This is a genomic window from Teichococcus vastitatis (genome assembly GCF_003604215.1).
Classification (GTDB): Bacteria; Pseudomonadota; Alphaproteobacteria; order Acetobacterales; family Acetobacteraceae; genus Pseudoroseomonas; species Pseudoroseomonas vastitatis.
Map to the genome: position 1 here is coordinate 263,165 of NZ_QXGS01000001.1, position 17,911 is coordinate 281,075.

Annotated in this window: 16 protein-coding genes and 1 tRNA gene; 7 read left to right on the forward strand and 10 right to left on the reverse strand. The window is 68.3% G+C overall.

What is annotated here, in order from left to right; all coding sequences use genetic code 11:
- Nucleotides 1-171 precede the first annotated feature (171 nt).
- Entirely contained in the window at nucleotides 172-978 is an 807-nt protein-coding gene (locus D2K64_RS01215; RefSeq protein WP_120005851.1) for an MlaA family lipoprotein, read from the forward strand.
- Nucleotides 979-1,011: 33 nt separating this feature from the next.
- Nucleotides 1,012-1,644, forward strand: a complete 633-nt coding sequence (locus D2K64_RS01220) for an MlaC/ttg2D family ABC transporter substrate-binding protein (RefSeq protein WP_238383937.1) — start codon at nucleotides 1,012-1,014, stop codon at nucleotides 1,642-1,644.
- A 7-nt stretch (nucleotides 1,645-1,651) separates the two neighbouring features.
- On the opposite strand, the gene D2K64_RS01225 is transcribed toward D2K64_RS01220, so the two are convergent.
- Nucleotides 1,652-2,545, reverse strand: a complete 894-nt coding sequence (locus D2K64_RS01225) for a hypothetical protein (RefSeq protein WP_157985679.1) — start codon at nucleotides 2,543-2,545, stop codon at nucleotides 1,652-1,654.
- 291 nt (nucleotides 2,546-2,836) lie between these two features.
- On the opposite strand from D2K64_RS01225, the gene D2K64_RS01230 reads away from it, so the two are divergent.
- From D2K64_RS01230 to D2K64_RS01245, 4 genes are all read left to right on the forward strand, one after another.
- Nucleotides 2,837-3,829: an ABC transporter ATP-binding protein gene (locus D2K64_RS01230; protein ID WP_238383938.1), complete on the forward strand. Its 993-nt coding sequence runs from the start codon at nucleotides 2,837-2,839 to the stop codon at nucleotides 3,827-3,829.
- A 98-nt stretch (nucleotides 3,830-3,927) separates the two neighbouring features.
- Entirely contained in the window at nucleotides 3,928-5,220 is a 1,293-nt protein-coding gene (locus tag D2K64_RS01235) for an ABC transporter substrate-binding protein (protein WP_120005859.1), read from the forward strand.
- Nucleotides 5,221-5,281: 61 nt separating this feature from the next.
- Nucleotides 5,282-6,127 carry an ABC transporter permease gene (locus D2K64_RS01240; RefSeq protein WP_120005861.1) on the forward strand — a complete coding sequence of 282 codons (846 nt, stop codon included), beginning with the start codon at nucleotides 5,282-5,284 and terminating at the stop codon, nucleotides 6,125-6,127.
- 4 nt (nucleotides 6,128-6,131) lie between these two features.
- Nucleotides 6,132-6,938: an ABC transporter permease gene (locus D2K64_RS01245; protein ID WP_120005863.1), complete on the forward strand. Its 807-nt coding sequence runs from the start codon at nucleotides 6,132-6,134 to the stop codon at nucleotides 6,936-6,938.
- An 18-nt stretch (nucleotides 6,939-6,956) separates the two neighbouring features.
- On the opposite strand, the gene D2K64_RS01250 is transcribed toward D2K64_RS01245, so the two are convergent.
- From D2K64_RS01250 to D2K64_RS01275, 6 genes are all read right to left on the reverse strand, one after another.
- On the reverse strand, nucleotides 6,957-7,364 hold the full coding sequence (locus D2K64_RS01250) for a hypothetical protein (RefSeq protein WP_120005865.1): 408 nt from the start codon (nucleotides 7,362-7,364) through the stop codon (nucleotides 6,957-6,959).
- Nucleotides 7,365-7,581: 217 nt separating this feature from the next.
- Complete coding sequence (locus D2K64_RS01255; RefSeq protein ID WP_120005867.1) at nucleotides 7,582-8,136, reverse strand: GNAT family N-acetyltransferase; 555 nt, start codon at nucleotides 8,134-8,136, stop codon at nucleotides 7,582-7,584.
- A 4-nt stretch (nucleotides 8,137-8,140) separates the two neighbouring features.
- Entirely contained in the window at nucleotides 8,141-9,820 is a 1,680-nt protein-coding gene (ettA, locus tag D2K64_RS01260; protein ID WP_120005869.1) for an energy-dependent translational throttle protein EttA, read from the reverse strand.
- A gap of 91 nt (nucleotides 9,821-9,911) precedes the next feature.
- A complete protein-coding gene (locus D2K64_RS01265) occupies nucleotides 9,912-11,390 on the reverse strand; it encodes a sensor domain-containing diguanylate cyclase (protein ID WP_162306136.1) in 1,479 nt (492 codons plus the stop codon).
- Between the two features lie 178 nt (nucleotides 11,391-11,568).
- Nucleotides 11,569-11,641, reverse strand: a tRNA-Ile gene (locus tag D2K64_RS01270).
- A 52-nt stretch (nucleotides 11,642-11,693) separates the two neighbouring features.
- Nucleotides 11,694-12,887: an E22 family MetX-like putative esterase gene (locus D2K64_RS01275; protein ID WP_120005873.1), complete on the reverse strand. Its 1,194-nt coding sequence runs from the start codon at nucleotides 12,885-12,887 to the stop codon at nucleotides 11,694-11,696.
- A gap of 190 nt (nucleotides 12,888-13,077) precedes the next feature.
- Here D2K64_RS01275 and ppa point away from each other — a divergent pair, with 190 nt between their 5' ends.
- Nucleotides 13,078-13,599, forward strand: a complete 522-nt coding sequence (gene ppa, locus D2K64_RS01280) for an inorganic diphosphatase (RefSeq protein ID WP_120005875.1) — start codon at nucleotides 13,078-13,080, stop codon at nucleotides 13,597-13,599.
- A gap of 73 nt (nucleotides 13,600-13,672) precedes the next feature.
- Here ppa and D2K64_RS01285 read toward each other — a convergent pair whose 3' ends face one another.
- The 3 genes from D2K64_RS01285 to rpoD form a co-directional block, all read right to left on the reverse strand.
- The gene (locus tag D2K64_RS01285) at nucleotides 13,673-15,142 is read right to left on the reverse strand and encodes a cache domain-containing protein (RefSeq protein WP_120005877.1); all 1,470 of its coding nucleotides are present in this window, start codon (nucleotides 15,140-15,142) and stop codon (nucleotides 13,673-13,675) included.
- 85 nt (nucleotides 15,143-15,227) lie between these two features.
- Nucleotides 15,228-15,803, reverse strand: coding sequence for a GNAT family N-acetyltransferase (locus D2K64_RS01290; RefSeq protein ID WP_120005879.1), 576 nt, complete (start codon nucleotides 15,801-15,803; stop codon nucleotides 15,228-15,230).
- A gap of 2 nt (nucleotides 15,804-15,805) precedes the next feature.
- Nucleotides 15,806-17,731, reverse strand: a complete 1,926-nt coding sequence (gene rpoD, locus D2K64_RS01295; protein WP_120005881.1) for an RNA polymerase sigma factor RpoD — start codon at nucleotides 17,729-17,731, stop codon at nucleotides 15,806-15,808.
- Nucleotides 17,732-17,911: the final 180 nt, after the last annotated feature.

Sequence of the window (17,911 nt, forward strand, 5' to 3'; positions counted from 1 at the left end):
CGGATTTGCCTGATATCCCTGCCAACCCGGGACTGGGCCGTGCATTGTGCGCATGGCGGTTCGCCGTCCCCGCGGGGTGGGGGTATCTTACATTCATCCCAGAATGTATGTTAGCCTTCTTGGCCTCCCCGGCCCTCCGCCCTGGTGGCGCTGACAGGAACCTCCCGCCCGATGTCCTTCTCTCGACGCCCCCTGTTCTCGCTTGCGCTGGCTGCGCTGCTGGCGTTGTCCGCCTGTGCCACACGGCCCCCGGCAAGCGAGCCCGAGGCGCTGGCCGAGTATGAGCTGAACAACGACCCGCTGGAGCCGCTGAACCGCGGCCTCTACGTCGTGCATAATGGCATCGACACGGTGCTGCTACGCCCGGCGGCGGAATTCTACCGCTTCCTGATCCCGCAGCCGATACGCGGTGGCGTGCGCAACGCGCTGGGCAACCTGCGCAGCCCGGTGATCTTCGTGAACGACGTGCTGCAAGGCAGCCCGGAGCGCGCAGCCACCACACTGGCGCGGTTCCTGATGAACAGCACCTTTGGCGTCGCCGGCCTGTTCGACGTCGCCGAGGCTGCCGGCCTGCCCGGCCATACCGAGGATTTCGGCCAGACCCTGGCAGTCTGGGGATTGGGCGATGGCCCGTTCCTGTTCATCCCGGTGCTCGGCCCGAGCAACCCGCGTGACCTGGCCGGGTTTGGTGTGGACATCGCCGCCGACCCGATGACCTGGGTTATCGCCGATGGCGACAGCACGGCCGAGGCGTTGGGCTGGACCCGCACCGGACTGACGGCCCTGGATACCCGGGAAAGCCTGATCGAGGCCATCGACAGCGTGAACGAAACCAGTCTGGACCCTTATGCGACGCTGCGCAGCGCGTACCGCCAGCGCCGTGCCCAGGAAATCCGCAATGGCGGGGCGAATGCCGCGCCGGCCGACGCGATCGGCACCGGCCTGGGCGCCGGCGGCTCAAGCAGCGCGCCCCGCTGAGCCCAGCCAGACACCAGCATGAGAACCCCCCGCATGAACCGCCGCATCCTGTTGTCCACCGCCCTGGCCTTGCCGCTGACCGCCGGTCTGCTGAGCGTCGTGCCGGCCCGGGCAGAGATGGACATCAACCGCGCCTCCTCCTTCATCGAGAACACCGGCCGCGAGCTGGTGGCGACGCTGAACTCGGACCAGCCGATCACCGCGCGCCGCCAGAAGGTGGCCGACATCCTGCGCCAGGCCGTGGATGTCGAAGGTGTCGGCCGCTTCATCCTGGGCCGCTGGTGGCGCGTCGCGACACCGGCCGAGCAGCAGGAATACATGACGCTGTTCGAGGAAACGCTGATCCGCAACCTGTCCGCCCGCTTCGGCGAGTACCAGGGGGTCACATTCAGCCTCGGCCGGTCGCAACAGCGCACCGAGGATGACGCGCTGGTGAACACCGTGATCGACCGTCCGAACATGGCGGCGTTCAGCCTCGACTGGCGGGTCGGCGAGGTCGGCGGGCAGCCGCGGGTGGTGGACGTGATCGCCGAAGGCACCTCGCTGCGGCTGACCCAGCGCAGCGAATATTCGGCGGTGATCAGCCGCAACGGCGGCAAGGTCGCTGCCCTGCTCGATGCCATGCGGCGGCAGATCTCAGCCCTCGCGGCGCGCGAAGGGCGCTGAGCGCAGTTCAGCCGACGCGGCTGACCAGCGCATAAATCCTGCGGCCCTGCCCATCGGTGACGATCCGGCGCCGCGCCACCTTGGCCGCAGGCAGGCCCGCCAGCAACCCGGAGATCTCCTCCGGACCACGCCAGCGGGGGGTCAGCCGCATCAGGGCTTCGAGCAGCGCCGCTTCCGGCGGCGCTGCCGCGGGGCTGCCCAACAGCAGCAGCCCTCCCGGCTTCAACGCGTCGAAGCTGGCTTCCACCAGTTCGCGCAGGCGGTGGGCCGGCTGATCCTCCGGCAGGCTCGCCAGGGTGATGAGGTCGAAGGCGCCACGCTGATAGGGCCGGCGGGCGAAGTGCGGCAGACCGCAATGCAGCGTCCGCAGCGGCAGCCGGGCGTGCAGATCGTGGCGCAGCACCTGCAGCGCTTCCCGGCTCGCATCCTGCGCCACCCAGCGGGCAATGCGCTTCTCCTGTGTGACGTATCCTGCTTCCCGCAAATAACCGGCCGACAAGGTGAGGATCTCGGCGCCGTTCTTCTGGTCGGCCACCGTGTCCACGATGCGGGCGAGGTAGCGCGGAATTCCCCGCTGGGCCGCAAAAAATCCCAGTTCCGAGACAGCGGCCATAAGGTCCATCCCGGCCCTTGAACTGCCTTGCAGCAGCGGCGCGGCCGCCGGGTGGTGGTCCAGCAGGTCGAGCAGCCTGCACGGGTCGCGCCCTGCCGTGACGTAGGTCAGGGCCGAGACAGGGTCCTCATGGATCAGGCGGCGCACCGGATGGGCACGAAGCTGGGCCACCGCATCGGCCCAGGCCACGTCACCTTGTTTCCGCAACGTCTCGCAGATCGAGACCAGTCTCTGCAGAAAGAGTGGCGCCCAGCCGGGCTCCCACGCCAACTCCACCAGAGCATCCAAGGTCTGCTTCAGCTCCGTGGAACCAGCGAGATCTGCTGAACCTGCCGTGAAAGGCAGCGACGTATCCGACATGTCGGCCGATTCCCGCCCCAATATTTCTTACCAAACTGATAACAAAGACAGCGGCGCCGACGCAACATTGTTGCTGCCGCATCATTTTTGGAACGCCCTCTGGAGGTGGTCTCGGGCGCTTGTTCAGCCTTTGCCCGGCGACAGGGTCCAGTGGTGTCCGCCAGTGGTGCGGCACTTGCATGGTTCATGGCCGAACCCGCTGGGACAAGGCCTGACGCATTGCGACCCGATGTTGAACTGATCAAGGTGACCAAGCGCTACGGCACCACCGCGGCCGTGGATGCCATCTCGCTGGAAATTCCTTCCGGCAGCTATTGCTGCCTGCTCGGCCCCTCCGGCTGCGGCAAAACCAGTACGCTGCGCATGATCGCGGGGCATGAAAGCATCAGCGACGGCGACATCCTGCTCGCCGGTCGCAACGTCACGGAACTGGCACCGGCCGAGCGCGGCACCGCCATGATGTTTCAATCCTATGCCCTGTTCCCGCACCTGACCGCGCTGGAGAATATTGCCTTCGGATTGCGCATGCGGGGCGTCGGCAAGGCAGAACGTCTGGCCCGGGCATCGGAATACCTCAGGCTGGTGCAGCTGGAGGCGATGGCCGAACGCCTGCCGGCCCAGCTCTCCGGCGGGCAGCAGCAGCGCGTGGCGCTGGCGCGGGCCCTGATCACCCGGCCCAAGGTGCTGTTGCTGGACGAGCCGCTATCGGCGCTGGACCCGTTTCTGCGCACGCGGATGCGCGAGGAACTGAAGCGCCTGCAGCGGGAATTGGGCATCACCTTCATCCATGTCACCCATGGACAGGAGGAGGCTATGGCCCTGTCCGACCTGGCCGTGGTGATGGACCATGGCCGCATCGCCCAGGCCGCTCCGCCGCGCCACATCTTCGAGCGCCCGGCCAGCGCCTTCGTGGCCCGCTTCATCGGCGGCCACAATGTTCTGGACCTTCCGGAAGGGCGCTTCGCGATCCGGACCGACCGCACCACGCTTTCGCCGCCGCCGGGCGGTGCCCGCCTGTCCGGGCGCGTCACGGCGGTGGAATACCAGGGCACGGCCGTGCGCGTGGTGGTGCAGGCGGCGAATGGCCAGAGCGCCGAGGCATTGCTGCCCGACCACCTGTTCCACGCCGCGCCGGTCGCCCCAGGCGAAGCGGCGACGCTCGGCTGGGATACCGCCGCCGCCCATCGCCTTCCAGCCCCCACCCCGGCCTGATCCCGCCCCAGCCCAGGGACAGGATCGGGCATCCCTGCGGGTCCGCCCCCTCCCCCCTCGAGCCGTGTCGATCATCCTGCACAGGAGATGCGTTCAACATGACCAACAGCAACAAGACCGCCCTGTCCCGGACCTCCTGGTCCCGCCGGAGCCTGCTGGCCCTGTCTGGCGCGGCGCTGGGCAGCGGCGCCGTGTCCGGCTTCCCCACCATCTGGGCGCAGAACATCAAGGACGTGACGCTGCGCCAGATCGGCACCGGCGTCTCGGGCCTGAATCCGATTGCCGAGCAGGTGAAGAAGGATCTGGGTTTCAACCTGCAGCTTACCGTCTCCGACACCGACGCGGTGGCGCAGCGCGCGGCGACACAGGCGCGCTCCTTCGATATTGCCGACATCGAGTATTTCTCGATCAAGAAGGTCTACCCGACCGGAGCGGTGCAGCCGATCGACACCGGGCGCATCAAGCTGATGGACAAGATCGTGCCGATCTTCACCACCGGCCGCCTGACGCCGGACGGCCAGATGGGCCAGGGCACCTCGCCCTTCTCGGTCGGCTTCGTCAACAGCAAGGGCGCCAAGGGCTTCGCCGGCCAGCGCACCGAGCTGATGACGCTGCTGCCCACCATCTACAACGCCGACACGCTGGGCATCCGCCCCGACCTGGTGGGCCGTCCGATCGCCCGCTGGAAGGATCTGCTGGACCCGGCCTTCAAGGGCCGCGCGGCGATCCTGAACATCCCGGGTATCGGCATCATGGACGCGGCTATGGTGGCGGAAAGCGCCGGCATCGTGAAATATGGCGACAAGGGCAACATGACCCGCGCCGAGATCGACAAGACGATCGCCTTCCTGATCGACGCCAAGCGCTCCGGCCAGTTCCGCGCCTTCTGGAAGACCTTCGATGAGAGCGTCAACCTAATGGCCTCGGGCGAGGTGGTGATCCAGTCCATGTGGTCGCCCGCCGTGGCCGCGGTGCGCTCGCGCGGCATCGCCTGCACCTACCAGCCGCTGACCGAGGGCTATCGCGCCTGGGGCTCCGGCCTTGGCATCATGCGGCATGTCTCGGGGCTGCAGCTCGACGCAGCCTATGAATACCTGAACTGGTATCTCTCCGGCTGGGTCGGCGCCTTCCTCAACCGCCAGGGCTACTACTCGGCGGTGCTGGAGACGGCGCAGCAGAACATGAGCGAGAATGAGTGGGGCTACTGGATGGAAGGCAAGCCTGCCACCGCCTCCATCATGTCGCCGGATGGCCGCGAGATGGAGAAGGCCGGCGCGGTCCGCGACGGCGGCTCCTTCACGGAGCGTATGGGCAAGGTGGTCTGCTGGAACTCGGTGATGAACGAGGACCGCTACATGGTCCAGAAATGGAACGAGTTCATCGCCGCCTGAGGCTGAAGCGCCCTCCGGCGAGATCATTCCCACCGGAGGGCGTGACGGGGAACCACGCTCCATGTCCAGATACCTGCCCTTCCTGCAGGCCGCGCCGCTGTTCCTGATCCTGGCGGTGTTCCTGCTGGTGCCGATGGCCATGCTGGTCGTCGTCAGCTTCTACGACTACGACAGCTTCAGCCTGATCCCGGACTTCGTGCTGACCAACTACCGGGACGTGTTCTCCTCCTGGGTGACTTGGCAGACCTACCTCAAGACGGTGTGGTTCGCCGCGCTGACCTGGGCGATCACGCTCGGCCTCGGCTTCTGGCTGGCCTACTTCCTGGCTTTCGTGGTGCGGGACCCGGGCTGGCGCATGCTGCTCTTCGTGCTGACGACCGTTCCGTTCTGGACCTCCAACCTGATCCGCATGATCGCCTGGATCCCCTTCCTCGGGCGCAACGGCATCCTGAACAACGCGCTGATCAAGGCCGGCGCCATCGATCGGCCGCTGGAGTTCCTGTTATTCTCCGACTTCGCGGTGATCCTGGCCCTTGTTCATCTCTATACGCTGTTCATGGTGGTGCCGATCTTCAACACCATGATGCGGATCGACCGCCAATTGCTGGAAGCCGCGCGCGATGCCGGCGCCGGCTTCTGGCAGGCGCTGTGGTTCATCATCCTGCCGCTGTGCAAGCCCGGCATCGGCATCGGATCGATCTTCGTGGTGGTGCTGGTGATGGGTGACTTCGCCACGGTGCGGCTGATGAGCGGCGGCCAGAGTGCTTCCGTCGGGCTGATGATCTCCAACCAGATCGGGCTGATGCAGTATCCGGCGGCGGCAGCCAACGCGGTGGTGCTGCTCGCCATGGTGCTGCTGCTGGTCGGCGCCATGCTGCGCATGATCGACATCCGCAAGGAGCTTTGAGCCGATGCCCGGCCACGTTGCGCGCTTCCTGCTCGGCGCCTTGTTCGCGCTGTTCTTGTTGTTCCTGTATGGCCCGACCATCACCATCGGCATCCTGTCCTTCCAGGGGCCGGATGGCGGGCTGACCTTTCCGATGAACGGCATGTCCACGGTGTGGTTCACCCGGCTGTTCCAGCCGCAGGCGGTGGGCGACCTCGGCGCCGCCATGACGCGCACGCTGGGCCTCGCCGCCATGGTGACGGTGGTGACGGTGGTGGTGTCGCTCGCCGCCGGCATGGCCTTCCGCCACCGCTTCGCCGGGAGCAGCGCGCTGTTCATCCTGACGATCGCCAGCCTGATCGTGCCATCGATCCTGGTCAGCCTCGGCGTCGGGCTCTTGTTCACGCTGATGGAATGGGAGCCGGCCTGGTATTCCTCGGCCTTCGGGGCGCAGCTGACCTGGACCCTGCCTTTCGGCCTGTTGATCATGTTCGCAGTCTTCAACCGCTTCGACCGCTCCTGGGAAGAAGCGGCACGCGACCTCGGCGCCACGCGCTGGCAGGGCTTCTGGCACGTCGTGCTGCCGATCATCGCGCCGAGCGTGATCGGCATCGCGCTGTTCGGCTTCACCCTGTCCTTCGATGAGTTCGCCCGCACCCTGTTGACCGCGGGAAGCGGCAACACCCTGCCGCTGGAGATCCTGGGCATGACCACCACGGTGACGACGCCGGTGCTGTATGCGCTCGGCAGCGTTTCCACCGCCGTGTCCCTTCTGGTGATCGGCGGCGCCATCCTGGGCGCGCGGGTGATGGGCCGCCGGCGCGGACGCTGAGCTCCGCGCCCACCCGCCTCAGAACAACAGGCGCAGCGCCGCGAAACCCAGCAAAGGTCGCGGCTCGTCCGGCGTGTTGTGCAGAACGCCGGTGGACATGTAGGCGTTCAGCGACAACGCCGCGCCACCGATCTCCGCCAGCGGCATGCCGCCTTGCAGCACGAGCTGCGGCCGCGGATCGAAGACGGGCCGTGCCAGGCTGACCAGCGGTAAGGTGCCGGAGACGACGACCCGCTGCGCTGCGCCCTGCACGCCGGCCAGTCTCGCGACCACGAAGGATTCCCGGCCGGCATAGGGCACTGAGCCGCCAAGCGCGGCATTCAAGGTGAAGCCCGGGCGAGGCTGGGCCTGCGCGGGTGCCACGGAGACGGTGGCGGCGAAGGCTACGAGGGCGGCGGCAAGCCACCCGGTACGCTGGGGATGCATCGGCTGAAAGCTCCTGTCAGGCCGTTGCTCCCTCCCTGTGTTGTTGCCGCCCGTATGAAGCTTAAGCTTGCCCTATTTCAACCACAATGTGGCAGCCTCGCCTTGATTTCTTCTATCCGTCACGTCGGAACTACCCCCAACCTGTTGATGCGGTGTTGAGCGCTTCCTTCGCAGGCGCGAAGAAGGCGGGAGACATGTCGGACAATGCAGAACGGCTTCAGCGCGGCGTCTGCTGTGCCGGTGGGCTTGGTGCGCGCAGGCTCTCGAAAACTAGCATGGGATGACCCTGGTGCTCGAAGCCGCCGCAGGGCCGCAGTCCCAGATCGCCGAGTACGGCGCGCGAGGCGTGGTTGCTGTCCCGCGCCACGGCGATGATGCGCTTCAGCCCTGCCCGATGGCCGAACTCCAGCGCGGCCCGCGCCGCTTCCCGCGCGTAGCCCTGGCCGCGCGACCAGGGCCACAAGGCGAAGCGCAGCGCCACGCCGCGCCCATCCGGGCGCTCCATCAGCCCGGCGATTCCGAGGAAGGCGTCGTCTTCCGCCCGGTGCACCGCCCAGGTGCCATAGCCGCGCACCGCCCAGAAGGCGATGTCGTCCCGCAGTTCCTGTTCGGTGCGATCCGGCGTGCGGACGCCGTGCAGCATCAGCCCGAAGGCCGCCTCATCCCCTTTGAGGGCCACGAGATCGGCCAGATGGGTGGCCTCCACCGGCCGTAGCACCAAGCGGCGCGTACGGACGGTGTGCGGGGATCCCACCCGCGCCAGCGCGTCCATGGCGTTACCGGGTGAGCGGGCGGTACTTGATCCGGTGCGGCTGGTCGGCCGCCGCGCCGAGGCGCCGACGTCGATCCGCCTCATAGGCCTGGTAGTTGCCTTCGAACCACTCGACGTGGCTCTCACCCTCGAAGGACAGGATGTGCGTGGCCAGCCGGTCGAGGAACCAGCGATCATGCGAGATGATCACGGCGCAGCCGGCGAAGTCGGTCAGTGCCTCCTCCAGGGCGCGGAGCGTGTCCACGTCGAGGTCGTTGGTGGGCTCGTCGAGCAGGATGACATTGTGCGGGTCGCGCAGCATCTTCGCGAGGTGGAGGCGGTTGCGCTCGCCCCCCGACAGCACGCCCACCGGCTTCTGCTGGTCGCCGCCCTTGAAGTTGAAGGCGGCGGCATAGGCGCGGCTCGGCACCGCGCGCTTGCCCATCATGATCATGTCCTGGCCGTCGGAGATTTCCTGCCAGACGGTGCGCTTGTCGTCCAGCGTGTCGCGCGACTGGTCGACATAGCCGAGCGACACCGTCTCGCCGACCTTCAGCGTGCCGGCGTCCGGCTTCTCCTTGCCGGTGATCATCTTGAACAGGGTGGACTTGCCGGCGCCGTTGGGGCCGATCACGCCGACGATGCCGCCGGGCGGCAGCTTGAAGGACAGGTCGTCGATCAGCAGCTCGTTGCCGAAGCCCTTGCGCAGCCCTTCCGCCTCGATGACGGTGTTGCCCAGCCGCGGCGCGGGCGGGATCTGGATCTCGGTGGGGTCCGGGGCGCGGTCCAGCGACTTGGCCAGAAGCTCCTCATACGCCGCGATACGCGCCTTGCTCTTGGACATGCGGGCAGCGGGGGAGCGGCCGATCCATTCCTGCTCCTCGGCCAGCTGCCGCTGGCGGCTGCTCTCCTCCTTCTCCTCCTGCTGCAGGCGCTTGCGCTTGGCGGCGAGATAGGCGGAATAATTGCCCTCATACGGGATGCCGCGGCCGCGATCGACCTCCAGGATCCAGTTGGTGACGTTGTCGAGGAAGTAGCGGTCGTGGGTGACGATCAGCACGGCGCCCTGGTAGTCGCGCAGCGTCTTCTCCAGCCAGCTCACGCTCTCGGCGTCGAGGTGGTTGGTCGGCTCATCGAGCAGCAGCAGGTCGGGCTTTTCCAGCAGCAGCTTGCACAGCGCGACGCGGCGCCGCTCGCCGCCCGACAGGTGGGCCACGGCGCTTTCGGCCGGCGGGCAGCGCAGCGCGTCCAGCGCGATGTCGATGGTGCGGTCCAGGTCCCAGCCATTGGCGGCGTCGATCCGCTCCTGCAGCTCAGCCTGCTCGGCGAGAAGGGTGTTCATCTCCTCCTCGCTCATCTCCTCCCCGAACTTCATGGAGATCTCGTTGAAGCGCTCCAGGTCGGCGGCCAGCGTGCCGAAGGCGTCGCGCACGTTCTCGCCCACGTTCTTGCTGGCATCGAGATGAGGCTCCTGCGGCAGGTAGCCGATCTTGACGCCCTCGGCGGCCCAGGCCTCGCCGCCGAATTCCTTGTCCATGCCCGACATGATCCGCATCAGCGTCGACTTGCCGGCGCCGTTCGGCCCCAGCACGCCGATCTTCGCGGTGGGCAGGAAGGACAGGGTGATGCCTTTGAAGATCTCTCGGCCGCCCGGGTAGGACTTGGTGAGATCCTTCATCACGTAGACATACTGGTGAGCGGCCATGATCACACACTTCCGGGAATGCGAGGGGGGTTCGGCCCCCGGTTCTAGCCAGCATGGCGCCGAACGCCAAGCGTAGGGCTGGCAGGGCGGCTCAGACCGCTTCGCACACCTGGTCGCGCCCGGCATGCTTGGCGGCATACAGCGCCAGATCCGCCCGTCGCAGCAATCCTTCCAGCCCGTCCTCCCCTTCCTCCGCCATGGCCAGGCCGAAGCTACCCGAGACGCGCGGCCGCGGCGCCGCCGGCGGCAGGGTGATGCTGGCGAGTGCCAGGCGCAGCTGCTCGGCCAGGCGCCGCGCCTCAGCGCGGCCGGTGACCGGCAGCGCGATGGCGAATTCCTCGCCGCCGATGCGGCCGAACAGGTCACGCTGGCGCAGCTGCGCGGTGCAGCGCTCAGCGGCCAGCCGCAGCACCGTGTCCCCGGCGGCGTGGCCGGCGGTGTCGTTGATGCTCTTGAAGTGGTCGAGGTCGAAGGCGATCAGGGCGAAGGGTCGGCCACCCCGCTGCAGCGCCGCCTCGGCCGCCGCCATGAAGCAGCGCCGATTCGCCAGCCCGGTCAGTACGTCGGTCTCGGCCAGCCGCCGCAGCTCAGCGGTGCGTTCGCTGACCCGCCGTTCCAGCAGCAGATTGGCCTCGGCCAGCGCCACCTCCGCCTCCCGCCGCTCGCTGACCAGGGCCAGCAGGGTCAGGACGTTCATGGCGCACAGCACGATCAGCAGCCCGACCGATTGCATCGGGTTGCCGGCCCCGCCATTCTGGAATGGCCCATACCCCGCCACCGTGCCGGCCGAGGCGATCACGCAGATCAGCGTCAGCAAGGTATAGGCGGCGCGCAGCGAGATCCGCAGCGCGATCCAGGACAGCGGCACCGCCAGCAGGAAGACCAGTTGGGCCGAAGGCAGCGCCGGCGGCAGCTTGCTCAGGAACACCAGCAGGGCCAGCCCGGCGGTGCCGAACCACACGGTGGCATCCAGTGGTGCCAGGCGGGTGTGGCCCGCATCCGCCGGAATCCGCTCGACCCCCAGCCACAGGGCCAGGGACGGCGCGAAGAAGAAGGTGCCGCCCGCATCGCAGAGCAGCCAGCGGCTCCAGATGCCGGGCAGCGCCCCGGCCGGCGCCTCGCCCGCCAGCCAGAGCGACAGGGTGCCGCCAGCCGCGGACAAGGCGGCGTGCAGCAGCACGACGCCGGCCAGGAATGCCACCACCCCGCGGAAGCGGGTGAACAAGCCGGTGTGGGGGCGAAAACGCCGGGTCAGCACGGCGCCCGCCCAGGGACCCAGCGCATTGCCGGCCGAGATCATCGCCGCCAGCGGCGGCGCGCTGCCGAAGACGCCGGCATTCACCAGAAAGGAGCCGAGAAAGACACCGGGCAGCAAGCGGGGGCCGCCCAGCATCGCCGCCACCCCGGCAAGGCCGGCCGGCAGCCAGATCGGGGCCGGAAACAATCCATAGGCGGCGAAGAAGCGGCCCACGGCCCAGCCCAGGCCGAGATAGGCCAGCGCCACTCCGAGGTTCAGGCCGATCCAGAGCTCCAGCCCGCCTCGCTGGCACCAGTCAGGCGTTGCGGCCATGTCGCGCCAGATCATGGGTGAGGCATTGCCGGCCCGGCTCTCAGGAGGCGGCAAGAGCAGGGAACTGGACAATCCACCCTCCAAGGCTGGCCACCTGCCAGAACCTCGCTCTATGGATCATCACACGGGCCTGAAAGCAACCTGTAGCTGCATCCCGTCCTGGTTTTTCGTCACGCCTTGCGCCCGGCAGGACTCGAACCCGCAACCAAGCCGTTATGAGCGGCCCGCTCTGACCATTGAGCTACGGGCGCGAGGCAGCGACGGGCGCCCTGAGCGCCCAGCGCAGTGCTAAACCGAGCCGCGTCACGGAGCAAGAAAGCGCCGGATCGCGTCCTCGGCCTGGGCGATGTTGCTGACCCCTTCCAGATGGCCGAGGCCGCCGCGCAGCGGCACCAGTTCCACCTGCTTGCCGGCCTGGCGCAGCGTGGCCTCCAGTTCACGGCTGTATTCGATCGGGAACACGCGGTCGCCCTGGCTCGGCAGCACCAGCCAGCGTTGCGGCGCGCCGGCCAATGCCGCGGCGCCGCTCTCGTATTCGTTCAAGAACAACTGATTGGCCCGTGCGAGATAGAGAAAGGAATTGGCATCGGAGAGCCGCGAACGGGCGCTGGCGGCGCTGTCCAGCCATTGCTCGATGGCGAAGCGGTCCTGCACGCGGCGGGCCGGCTCCTGGCCTTCCGCCGGGCGGCGGCCGAATTGCGCGGCCCAGCCGCGATCGCGCGAATGCAAGGTCACCAGCTTCAGCGATTCGGCCAGCCCGCGCAGCGGCGCGTCGCGTCCCTGGCCGTAATAATCGCCGTTGCGCCAATTGGGATCGAGCCGGATCGGAGCGCACCAGAGGTCGAGCCAGCCCATCATCCAGGCATCCACCTCGCCAGTGCCGATCGCCGGGATCACCCGCTCCACCATGGCGGGATGGGCGGCGGCCCATTCCACGGCCTGGAGCGCGCCCATGCTGGGTCCCGCCACCAGCGCCAAGCGCCGGACGCCGAGCGATTCCAGCAGCCGCTTCTGCACCTCCACGAAGTCACGGATCGAGACGGCCGGAAAATTCAGCCCCCAGGGCCGCCCGGTGGATGGGTTCACCGAAGCGGGCCCGGTGGTGATGGTGTGCCGGTCCGGGGCGTTCAGGTTCACCAGGCTGTCCGAGGCGACCACGTAGAAACGGTCCGTGTCGATCGGCTTGCCGGGGCCGATGATGCTGTCCCACCAGCCGAGCGGTCCCTGCGGCTCCAGCCGGCCGAAGGCGTGGCCGTTGCCGCTGAAGAAATGCGTGATCAGCACGGCGTTGTCGCCTGCTGCGTTCAGTCGTCCGGCCGTCTGGTAGCCGATGCGCACCACCGGCAGGCGCCCGCCGCCACGCGTGGTGTAGTCGGTGAAGCTGAAATCCAGCCGCGCCACCACAGGCGCCGCGGCCGGCTGGGTACGTCCGACGGCCGGCAGGGCGAGCATGGGCAGGGCGGCGGTTGCCGAAAGCAAGCGGCGGCGGGTGGTCATGGTCGGGCGTCCCCTCTGCATCCCTGGCGTCCCGTGCTGCGTGGCCGCGCGCCGGGTTGATCGGGCATGCTGCGCGGAGCCCGGCCCGTCCGGCAAGCCCCCACCAGCCGGCCATGCTTGCGTTGCCGCTGCCGCCGCCCCCTGCTAACCAGCCACCGCCTCACCTCTTCCTTCGGAACGGATTCCAGCCATGGACGTGACCAAGATTTCCACCGGCAAGACGCCGCCGCACGACATCAACGTGGTGATCGAGATTCCGCAGGGAAGCTCGGTGAAGTACGAGGTGGACAAGGACAGCGGCGCCGTGGTGGTGGATCGCTTCCTGTTTACCCCGATGGCTTATCCCGCCGCCTATGGCTTCATCCCCGGCACGCTGGCCGATGACGGCGATCCGTCCGACGCGCTGGTGCTGGTTCCGACCCAGGTGGTGCCCGGCGCGGTGATCCGCGCGCGCCCCGTCGGCGTGCTGTTCATGGAGGATGAAAGCGGCCAGGACGAGAAGCTGGTCTGCGTACCGCACGACAAGATCACCCTTGCCTTCACCGATGTGAAGGAGCTGGAAGACCTGCCGAAGATCACCCGCGACGCCATCGAGCACTTCTTCACCCGCTACAAGGATCTGGAGCCGGGCAAGTGGGTGAAGGTGAAGGGTTGGGGCAACGCCGCCCAGGCCGCCGAGATCATCGAGAAGCAGATCGCCGCCGCCCGGTGAGCCGATCGGCGCCAGCGATTATCCTGGCGCCACGGCGGCACGACGTTTCCGGGCCTGCCGCTGCCGCCACCTCTTAGTCGGTGGCGGCTTCGCGATCCATCCGCTGCTGCAATCCGTGCAAGGCTGCGTGCAGCGCTTCGCCCTGAAGGGCGACCTGCTGCAACGCTTCCTTGATCTGCGCCGGGTGGGTTTCCCGCGCGGGCGCCGCCGCTGGTTCCGCGCGGTGCGGCGCTGCACCGCGCGGCTCCGGCGATGCTGCCTGGTCTGGCTCGAGGAGCGCCGCCTCCACCGCCCGCAGCCCTGCCACGATCCGCATCGTGGCCTCCTGCAGCATCCGCAACTGGGCACTGGCCTGCCCACCGGCATGGCCGGCATCGTCGGCCAAGCGATGCACCCGCTCCATCCCCGGCCGCCGGGGCCTGTCGGCGCGCTGAACAGCCGGAAGCAGCCGCGCGACGGAACCGGCACCACCGGTCATGCGCCGCGCCGTCTCCCCCAGCCCGAGCGTCTGTTCGGTCAGGGACCCGGCGCTCCGCGCTCCGGCGCGGGCCAGCTGGGCTGCGTCGCCGGCGGCAGTGGCAGCCTCGCGCAGCCTGGCGCCCAGCGCCGCGGCCAGGGACGCCACATGGTCCACCGCGACGACGAGACGCTCCGCATCGCGCGGGGCGGGTGCCGCGGCAAGCAAGGTCGCGACCAGCGCCTCGGCACGTCCGAGGGCTTGATCCCAGTTGGGATCGGCCTGTTCCAGTGCTGTGGCCGCATCCCGCGTCACCGTGGAGGCTTGCTGCAAGGGTGACGGCTCCAGGCCCGGCCCGGGACCCGCCCCGCCGGCGGGTGCCGCGGCAGGGCGGGCCGCGGGTCCCGGTCGGAAACCCCGCCACCCCAGCAGCAACAGAAGCGCGGCCGAGCCGACACCCAGCAGCGCCAGCACCAAACCATGGCGCGAGGCCACTCCCCGCGACGCAGTCCGCAGGTCGTCCACGGCCACCGCGCTGCCAATGGTCCAGTTCCAGGCCACGCTGCGCCGCGACGTCCCGAGTTTCTCCTGCCGGTGCCCGGTCTGCGGCGATGCTTGGCGGAACGGCACCAACGTCCAATCGGCGGCCGCGGCCGTGGCGGCCATGGCCGCGAGCCAGGGCTGCCCGTCAACATCGCGCACGGCGCTGGCCGGCTGGCCTTCCAGCTCCGGTTGGGCCGGGAACAGCAACACGTCGCCTGCCGCATCCAGGATGAAAACACTCTCGACGCCACTGTGCCGCAGGCCACGCGCGGCGCGCAACGTCGCCGCCTGCGCCTGGTCCAGCGGCAGGCGGCCGGCTTCCACCTCGGTCGCCTGGCTGGCCGCCAACACCGCCACCCAGCCGATCGCGGCCCGTGCGGTGTCGAGGCGCGCCCGTTCCAGCGCCATATCCGGTGCCGGCCGAAGTGGCAGCGCCAGCAGGATCAGAAGCGGCAGCAACGCTGCCAGCGCCAGACCTGCGACGCCCCAGGGAGACGTCCACAGGCGGCGCCCGAGGTGAGCGGCGCGAGGAGCAAAGGGCATCAGGCCGGCCTCCGGCCGCCAGCCACCGGCGGCGCGGCGACCATGGCGCGGAAGTGTTAAGAAGATCTTTCCCGCCGGAGCGGGCTCAGGCCAGCAGGTGTTCCGGAACCTTCAGCCCGAGCCGGACCGGCACCGGCCAGATTTCCCGCACGGTGCGCAGGCGGGTGAAGCCGGCGCCCAGATAGTTCGGCAGCGCGCGCGGATGATCGGCGGTGCAGGTGTTCACCGTCACCACGCCACAGCCCGTGGCCCAGGCCGCGCCGATGGCGGCGCGCAGGAAGCCGCGGCCCAGGCCGTGGCCCACCGCATGCGGCAGCAGGCCGAAATAGGCGATGTTGGTGGTGCCGGTGGCGGGCCGCCGCTCCAGCTCGAAGAAGCCGGCCGGAGCACCGCCGCGGTACAGCACATGCACCGACACGGCCGGATCGCCCAGGATGGCATCCAGCTCGGCATTGGACGCCGCGCGACGCAGCCACCAGACGTAGTCGCCGCCGACCGTATTGTAGAGGTAGCGATAGAAAGGCACGGTACAGCGCGCCAGCTTGTCCAGATGGGCATCACCCGGAAGCGGCGGCCCCGCCTCGGCAGGCGGCGTCGCCATGCGCAGAAAGGTCACCTGCACGGCGACGCGGATCGCCGGCTCCACCAGGGACAATCCCATGGTCAGCTGTCCAGAAAGGACCGCAGCTTGCGGCTGCGGCTCGGGTGCTTGAGCTTGCGCAGCGCCTTGGCCTCGATCTGGCGGATGCGCTCGCGCGTCACGTTGAATTGCTGGCCGACCTCTTCCAGGGTGTGGTCGGTATTCATTCCGATGCCGAAGCGCATGCGCAGCACGCGCTCCTCGCGCGGGGTCAGGCTGGCCAGCACCCGCGTCGTGGCCTCGCGCAGGTTGGTCTGGATGGCGGCGTCCAGCGGGATGATGGCGGCCTTGTCCTCGATGAAGTCGCCGAGGTGGCTGTCTTCCTCGTCGCCGATCGGCGTTTCGAGCGAAATCGGCTCCTTGGCGATCTTGAGGACCTTGCGCACCTTCTCCAGCGGCATGCCGAGTTTTTCCGCAAGTTCCTCCGGCTGCGGCTCGCGGCCGATCTCGTGCAGCATCTGGCGGCTGGTCCGCACCAGCTTGTTGATCGTCTCGATCATGTGCACGGGGATGCGGATGGTGCGTGCCTGGTCGGCGATGGAGCGGGTGATCGCCTGCCGGATCCACCAGGTCGCGTAGGTCGAGAACTTGTAGCCGCGGCGGTACTCGAACTTATCGACCGCCTTCATCAGGCCGATATTGCCTTCCTGGATCAGGTCCAGGAACTGCAGGCCACGGTTGGTGTATTTCTTGGCGATGGAGATGACGAGGCGGAGGTTGGCCTCGATCATCTCCTTCTTCGCCTGGGTCATGTCGCGCTCGCCGCGCGACACGGTGGAATAGACCCGCTTGAACTCGTCCACCGGAAGTCCGGTCAGCGCCGCGGTCTGGCTGATCTGCGCGCGGATCTGCTCCACATCGCCGCGCGAGCGCTCGACGAAGTTCTTCCAGGATTTCTGCGGCAGGGCGGCGATACGCTCGAACCAGGCCGGATCGATCTCGGCGCCGCGCCAATGCTGCAGGAAATCCTCGCGCTTCACCTTGCTGGCCTCGGCAAGGCGCAGCACCTGCCCCTCGAAGCCGGTGATGCGGCGGTTCAGCCCCTTCAGCTGGTCGACCAGCTCCTCGATGCGGTTGTTGTGAAGCTGAACCTTCTCCACCAGCGCCACCAGCTCGTCGCGCAGCTTCTCGTAGGTCTTCTCGCTCTTGCCGACCAGTTCCTCGCCGGCGGTGTAGGCGTCCATGCGCTTGGACTGCAGCTTCTGCAGCTTGCCGTACAGGTCCTCGATCGCCTCGAAAGCGGCCAGCGCCTCGGGCTTCAGCTTTTCCTCCAGCGCCGACAGCGACAGGCCGACGCCCTCGCCTTCCTCGCCCTCCTCGAATTCCTCGGCCTCGGCCGGCGGCGGCACGTCCGGGCTGTCGGCGCTGGCGGTCGCCTCGAGGTCGATCACCTCGCGCAGCGCCATGCGGCCGTCCTTGACCGCCTCGTGCCAGGTGAGAATGGCCTGGAAGGTGAGCGGGCTCTCGCAGAGCCCGCCGATCATCATGTCGCGCCCGGCCTCGATGCGCTTGGCGATGGCGATCTCGCCCTCGCGGGAGAGCAGTTCGACGCTGCCCATCTCGCGCAGGTACATGCGGACCGGATCGTCGGTGCGGCCGACGCTTTCCTCGTCCACATTGCCGGAGGATTCTTCCTCTTCCTCCTCGCCCTCGGTGCCTTCCGCCTTGGCGGGGGCCTTGCTGGCACCTTCCGGGTCCTCGGCTTCCTCGGCCTCGACCAGGTTGATGCCGAGGTCGCTCAGCATCGCCATGGTGTCTTCGATCAGCTCGGAGGACACCTGCTCCTGCGGCAGGGAGGCGTTGAACTCGTCATAAGTGACGTAGCCGCGCTCCTTGCCGCGCGCGACCAGCTTCTTGACCGCCGCCGAGAGGGTGTCGAGGAGCGCCCCTTCCACCGCCTCGTCGCGGTTCTCGACCGTGTCGGTGCCGTTTGCGACCTTGCTCGCCATGCCGATTCGCTCCGTCTGACACTGCCCAGGCCCGTTTTGGCCCGGGTGCCTCACCCTGGTTCCGCAACCCGCCCTGTCGGACCGGCCGGTGGCCTCCGCGCAGAGGCACAAGGCACCCCACCCTAGGGCCATAACGCCCCCGCCCCCGCCAACACAAGAGCGCGCGTGAGCGTACCGAAG

Coding starts and splice junctions, on each gene's coding strand:
- D2K64_RS01215 (WP_120005851.1), top strand. CDS start 172: ATGTCCTTCTCTCGACGCCCCCTGTTCTCGCTTGCGCTGGCTGCGCTG.
- D2K64_RS01220 (WP_238383937.1), top strand. CDS start 1,012: ATGAACCGCCGCATCCTGTTGTCCACCGCCCTGGCCTTGCCGCTGACC.
- D2K64_RS01235 (WP_120005859.1), top strand. CDS start 3,928: ATGACCAACAGCAACAAGACCGCCCTGTCCCGGACCTCCTGGTCCCGC.
- D2K64_RS01240 (WP_120005861.1), top strand. CDS start 5,282: ATGTCCAGATACCTGCCCTTCCTGCAGGCCGCGCCGCTGTTCCTGATC.
- D2K64_RS01245 (WP_120005863.1), top strand. CDS start 6,132: ATGCCCGGCCACGTTGCGCGCTTCCTGCTCGGCGCCTTGTTCGCGCTG.
- D2K64_RS01250 (WP_120005865.1), bottom strand. CDS start 7,364: ATGCATCCCCAGCGTACCGGGTGGCTTGCCGCCGCCCTCGTAGCCTTC.
- D2K64_RS01255 (WP_120005867.1), bottom strand. CDS start 8,136: ATGGACGCGCTGGCGCGGGTGGGATCCCCGCACACCGTCCGTACGCGC.
- ettA (WP_120005869.1), bottom strand. CDS start 9,820: ATGGCCGCTCACCAGTATGTCTACGTGATGAAGGATCTCACCAAGTCC.
- D2K64_RS01265 (WP_162306136.1), bottom strand. CDS start 11,390: ATGGCCGCAACGCCTGACTGGTGCCAGCGAGGCGGGCTGGAGCTCTGG.
- D2K64_RS01275 (WP_120005873.1), bottom strand. CDS start 12,887: ATGACCACCCGCCGCCGCTTGCTTTCGGCAACCGCCGCCCTGCCCATG.
- ppa (WP_120005875.1), top strand. CDS start 13,078: ATGGACGTGACCAAGATTTCCACCGGCAAGACGCCGCCGCACGACATC.
- D2K64_RS01285 (WP_120005877.1), bottom strand. CDS start 15,142: ATGCCCTTTGCTCCTCGCGCCGCTCACCTCGGGCGCCGCCTGTGGACG.
- D2K64_RS01290 (WP_120005879.1), bottom strand. CDS start 15,803: ATGGGATTGTCCCTGGTGGAGCCGGCGATCCGCGTCGCCGTGCAGGTG.
- rpoD (WP_120005881.1), bottom strand. CDS start 17,731: ATGGCGAGCAAGGTCGCAAACGGCACCGACACGGTCGAGAACCGCGAC.